Raw genomic sequence first — 3,849 nt, 5'->3', positions numbered from 1 at the left:
CTCCACAAGCTACATCATCAATGTATGCGGTAAACAATGCACATTCTGGATCTAAATTATCAAATTCAATTTCCCAGTCAATGTTCTGTTCTACAATAAACACCTTACCTCTTACGTACGAATTATCAAGTATTTCACGCTGTGTTTTTGCAACAACAATTTTCATTAAACAACACCTCCAACAAAGTTAGCAACTAATACTAGTATCCCTACTACCATACAGTAAATACTGAAATACTTTAAGTTACCTTGTTTTACAACTTTAAACAAGACCTTAATTGCAACATAAGTACTAATCATACTAACAATAAAACCGGCAATGTAACCAGGTACATATGCAGTTCGAGTATTAAACTCAATGATTCCAAGAATTAAAGCGGCTAAACTTATCGGAATATACAACAGAAAACTAAAACGCATTGTCTCTTCAAATTTCACGTTTCTTGAAAGCCCACCAACCATTGTAGCTCCTGATCTTGATATACCAGGGATTAGTGCAACCATTTGAAATAATCCAATTGTAGTAGCGTCTTTTACATCGATATCCTCTTTTGCATCTTCTGATTCAACTTTCTTTGCAACAAGATTAAGAGCAATTGATGTGATTAGTAATGTAAATCCAACAACAACAACACTTTTTAAAGTTGTTTCGATATAACTTTTAAAGAAGAACCCAACGATACCAGCAGGTATAACACCTAATATAAGTAAAAGTACATATATAAAGTCTTTTTTATATTCGGTCTCTTTTTTGAAAACGAATTTAAATGTCTTAATAATTAATTGCATTAGGAACTTTCTGTAAAAAAATACAATCGCAATTAAACTTCCAGCGTTAACAAAAATCTCAAAATTTAGATCAGCGAGACTTATGTTTAAAAACTCCTCAAAAAGAACCAAATGTCCACTTGATGAAATCGGTAGGGGTTCTGTAAAACCTTGTACCAATCCTAGTAAAATATACTTCAATAATAAAATAATTTTGTCCATAATATCACCCTCTAATCTATTATACCTTACAAATATTCAAAAAATAACAATAATGTGTTAAAATAATTAAGAAAGATAGTTTACAAATAATGAAAGGTAGTGTTTTAATGGAAAAAGAATTTATTGTTGCAAATGAACAAGGATTACATGCTAGACCAGCAAGTGAGTTAGTTAAAACTGCAAATCAATTCAAGTGTGAGATATTACTTACATATAATGGCATTACCGTTGATATGAAATCAATCATGGGAGTATTAAGTTTAGGTGTAAAAAGAGGAACAACCATTCTTATAAGTACAGAAGGTGAAGACCATATCGAAGCACTGCGTCAACTTCAAAAGCAATTAGAATCATATAATTTACGATAAGAAGAATTACTTGGGGGTTAGAAAATGTTGCTTTATTTTCAGTGCCCAATAAAAAAGCGCAAATATGCGCTTTTTTATTACAGTAAATCAGGAATATTGCTAAGTAACTCAGATAAAGACACTTCAAAGTTGTTCTCATATGCAGATTTGAATATCTTTGTCTGTTCAGGTTTATTTAACACAATCAGTTGAAGAAAACATTTCTTGATACTTTGATAAGCATCTGAAATGTTACCTAGTTCTTTGTTTGCTAATGCATTGATAAGGAATAAATGAGGTAAAGCATTAGATGTTTCATAGCTTAAAGCAATTTGAATTCCATCATCGCTTAGTTTTAAAGTTTCCTCTAATTTATTCTGTTGTCTAAAGACCCTCGCGGTATAATAGAAAATTATTGGAAGTACAGATGCTTTACCAGAATAGTTTATTATAATTGAAGGGTTTGTTAGTATTGCATAGAACAATTCTGCTGGACCATAGTTATCCATATGTGATGAAATAGTAACAATCTGCATAAGAATATTCATTTCAATCATATTAAATGATTCATTATCCATACATTCAGGGTAATTTACTAAATCTGAAAAGATACTTAGTATGTGTACATCAGATATCTTTCCAAGCTTATATTGAGAAAATAAGAAACAGTAATCATAAAAGAGTTTGTTATATGTTGTTACAATCAACTCATCCTTCATTTTCTGACAGGATGTTAATGCATCTTCAAATTTATGGTTCTGAATTAAATCATATATATCCATTAAGGTTGAAAGTTCACTGTTATGTTTACTTGTAAAAAGCGAGTAGAAATCATTGATACTATATCTAAGTTTATCGGCAAGTTCTATAACAATATTATTAGGTATAGCTGTTATTCCTCTCAGATATCTCTTGTATTGAGACAGTGATACAATGTCATATATCAAGTCTTCACGAGATATACCACGTTCAAGTCTTATACCGTCAATGAACAGAGCAAACTCCATTGAATTAGAATCCATAAATTAACCTCCTCAAATAGGGTCATATATGACCTTTGTAAAATTTCCCTTATATTATAAAATACATACAAGGAGTTGATAGATATGAAAAAAGTATTGTTATTGATTTTAGCAGTAGTAATGATGTTCGTTAGTTTCCAAGCTACAGGTAATATGATAGAAGCATCAAATGATGACTTACCAGATGCGTTTTTACCAAAGCAGATAACACAAGATTAATTATACTAGATATTGTATGTTTTTTAAAGGATTCATAAGATTTTAAATAACATATTTTAGATAAGGAGCTGTGCAGTTTCTTGCAGCTTTTAGTTTGCTTAAATATATTCATAAGGAGGATTATGTATGACAAGAATTCAAGAATTAGAAATAGAATATGACGGAATGTTAGGTACAATAAGACAGTACTCTTGTGATCCGTATGTATTGAGTTACCTTGACAAATTAAAACAAGCAATGCAATGTGAACAGGTTGACACAATTCGCATTATGATTGAAAAACTTGATGAATGGTACGAAGAAAACATGTTTGATATAGAAACAAACAGGTGGGTTATAAATTTAGATTCACATCATAAAACCCAAAGGTTAATTAAGGAATTCTCACTAAAGTTTAATTAATATACGCCCTAATAAAAAAAGGAATGATTACGTTCCTTTTTTTATTTGCACAAATTCTTCAATGTCTATATTTAGGTTTTCGTTAAGTATTCTTATATATGTCTCTTTCCTTGCTGGATTATCTTCGACATTCAAAAGAAGATAGACCTTTATTGCAGCATCGATAGCATCGTCACTCATTAGCATTCTATTGAAAGCCAGTGCCTTATAGGAATACAAATTTAGAGTTGCAAAGCCGATTCCTGATAATCTTGAAGTCTCAATACCAAGATTACAAGCTTCCACACAACGTTCATAATTCGATAATCGATAGTATCCTCTTGCAAGTGAGGCATAAGCAATTGGTGCTTTATACGCTTCCCAACCTATGATATTGCTTTTTTTTGAGGATAGCATCTCGAATAAGTAATCTGTTATTGAGGAATCTTGATTATTACTGAGTAATCCATTAAGATGTATCAATCCATTCAATTCAATACTATTAATTGTACTATAATTTAATATGTTAGGGTAATCTAACAATTTTGATAATTTATCAATAGTCACACTGGTTAAAGAGTCATCTAATGCAAAAGCTACAACTGTATCAATATAATTGTAAATCTGCTTACTAGAATCAGAAACCAATAAGTCCTTATCAATACCACTCAATTTAATCAGACATTCCTTATATCTCATTTGTCTAAACAACTCGAACATCTCGCGAAACTTGAGTTTTTGATGATCCTCTGTACGCATAATAAACTGATTAACCTCTATAAAATCGAGTAGCATTTTGTCAACAAGCCTACTAAGTTTAGAGTTTGGTATCGAGGTTTCACCAGAGGTGAATCGCTGATAATTTCTTTTTGACATGATTCCATCTACCA

General features: G+C 30.9%; 6 protein-coding genes. 3 read left to right on the top strand and 3 right to left on the bottom strand.

The features are described from left to right. Positions 1-165: 165 nt before the first annotated feature. The gene (locus AC2LE6_RS08665; protein WP_484478861.1) at positions 166-990 is read right to left on the bottom strand and encodes an undecaprenyl-diphosphate phosphatase; all 825 of its coding nucleotides are present in this window, start codon (positions 988-990) and stop codon (positions 166-168) included. 107 nt (positions 991-1,097) lie between these two features. On the opposite strand from AC2LE6_RS08665, the gene AC2LE6_RS08660 reads away from it, so the two are divergent. Further along, complete coding sequence (locus AC2LE6_RS08660; RefSeq protein WP_484478860.1) at positions 1,098-1,358, top strand: HPr family phosphocarrier protein; 261 nt, start codon at positions 1,098-1,100, stop codon at positions 1,356-1,358. A 77-nt stretch (positions 1,359-1,435) separates the two neighbouring features. Here AC2LE6_RS08660 and AC2LE6_RS08655 read toward each other — a convergent pair whose 3' ends face one another. Continuing rightward, positions 1,436-2,359 (bottom strand): helix-turn-helix domain-containing protein, encoded by a 924-nt coding sequence (locus AC2LE6_RS08655; protein WP_484478859.1) that lies wholly within the window; start codon positions 2,357-2,359, stop codon positions 1,436-1,438. A gap of 84 nt (positions 2,360-2,443) precedes the next feature. On the opposite strand from AC2LE6_RS08655, the gene AC2LE6_RS08650 reads away from it, so the two are divergent. Continuing rightward, a complete protein-coding gene (locus tag AC2LE6_RS08650) occupies positions 2,444-2,578 on the top strand; it encodes a hypothetical protein (RefSeq protein ID WP_484478858.1) in 135 nt (44 codons plus the stop codon). Between the two features lie 126 nt (positions 2,579-2,704). After that, positions 2,705-2,980: a hypothetical protein gene (locus tag AC2LE6_RS08645; RefSeq protein ID WP_484478857.1), complete on the top strand. Its 276-nt coding sequence runs from the start codon at positions 2,705-2,707 to the stop codon at positions 2,978-2,980. Between the two features lie 27 nt (positions 2,981-3,007). Here AC2LE6_RS08645 and AC2LE6_RS08640 read toward each other — a convergent pair. Beyond that, on the bottom strand, positions 3,008-3,849 hold an 842-nt coding region (locus tag AC2LE6_RS08640), incomplete at its 5' end, for a hypothetical protein (RefSeq protein ID WP_484478856.1).

Source organism: Candidatus Izemoplasma sp. (assembly GCF_982632705.1).
Note: the sequence above shows the minus strand (reverse complement) of the source record. Positions and strands in the feature narration are given on the sequence as shown.